Source organism: Micromonospora sp. CPCC 206060 (genome assembly GCF_036906895.1).
Classification (GTDB): domain Bacteria; phylum Actinomycetota; class Actinomycetes; order Mycobacteriales; family Micromonosporaceae; genus Micromonospora.
Genome location: NZ_JBAKHU010000241.1, coordinates 1 through 1,066, shown reverse-complemented (window position 1 = coordinate 1,066; position 1,066 = coordinate 1). Strand labels below are relative to the sequence as shown.

Annotated in this window: 1 protein-coding gene and 1 pseudogene; both read right to left on the bottom strand. The window is 70.5% G+C overall.

The features are described 5' to 3' along the window. Positions 1 to 326 (bottom strand): annotated as a pseudogene (locus V6U90_RS33510) (hypothetical protein); the annotation flags it as partial. Further along, a partial coding sequence (locus V6U90_RS33505) for a DUF6884 domain-containing protein (protein ID WP_334445210.1) occupies positions 323 to 1,066 on the bottom strand: 744 nt, incomplete at its 5' end. The pseudogene V6U90_RS33510 and the gene V6U90_RS33505, both read right to left, overlap by 4 nt.

Here is a 1,066-nt window from a genome sequence, read left to right as displayed (position 1 = left end):
GCGGAGAGGACTTCACGGGGTGGGGTGACCTCGTCTTCGTACACCTCGGGGTCACCGGCGTCGTTCTTGCGGGTCTTGAGCCGGTACACGTAGGCGTGGTCGGCGAGCAGCCCGGCCAGCCCGGCGGGGGTGACCATGCTCGCCGTGACCGGCAGGGGTGAGTCTTCGTCGGTGGCGGTGGTGAGGCCACCGGACACGGCTTCCATGTGCACCAGCGACCCACCCGACACGTACGTGTCCGGCAACAGGCCGTCGAGCAGGGCGGCTTTCAGCACGCGGATCGTTTCCGGCCCGGACCCGACCTGGAGACGGTTCGTGGTGGTCATGCGGCGTGTCCTTCCATGAACGAGACAGCGCGAGAGCGGGAGTCGGGCGCAACCGTGGTTGACGCTGCGCGCGCCAGCTCGGCCAGCACCGCCATCTGCTGCCAGATGCCGGTGGTGCCGTCGAGTGGCCGGTGAGCGTGCGGCCAGACGGCCGATACGGCGTCGGCGTAGTCCCGACCGGCCAGCACGGTCACGGTGCCGGCCACGTCGATGCCGAGACGACGTGCTTGCGCGCGCAGGGTGGGCACACTGACCGCGCCGGGCTGACCCATCCGCAGGTCGTAGGGCTCGATCCACGTCGCCGGGTCGAGTAGGCCATGACGGGCGGACAGGATGACCAGCCTCCCGCCGATGCGTGCTGCGGCGCGTCGGCACGCCTGGTGGTAGCTGCCGGTGTACATCTGCCCTGCGGGTGCAGGCCGGTCGCGTTTGGTCCCACCACACGGCACGATCACCACCGGTTCGTCTCGGCCGGTGATGGTGCGGCGCATCCGGGCGTGGACCGCGTCGGCGTATGCCTTGCTGGCCGCTTGCCGGCTGATGCCCAACGCCCGTCCTATGTCGGCGTAGGACCAGCCGTCAGTGAGGACCAGGTCCACGGCGACCCATTCGCGGGCTTCCCGGCACGCCGTTTCCAACGCGGCCAGCGCCGCAAGCGCAGCGGACGGTGTGCGCGCAGCGGTGAGCGTGGCCAGATGGTCGCTGAGGTGACCGGCTGCCGTGTCGAGCTGCGCCACCGG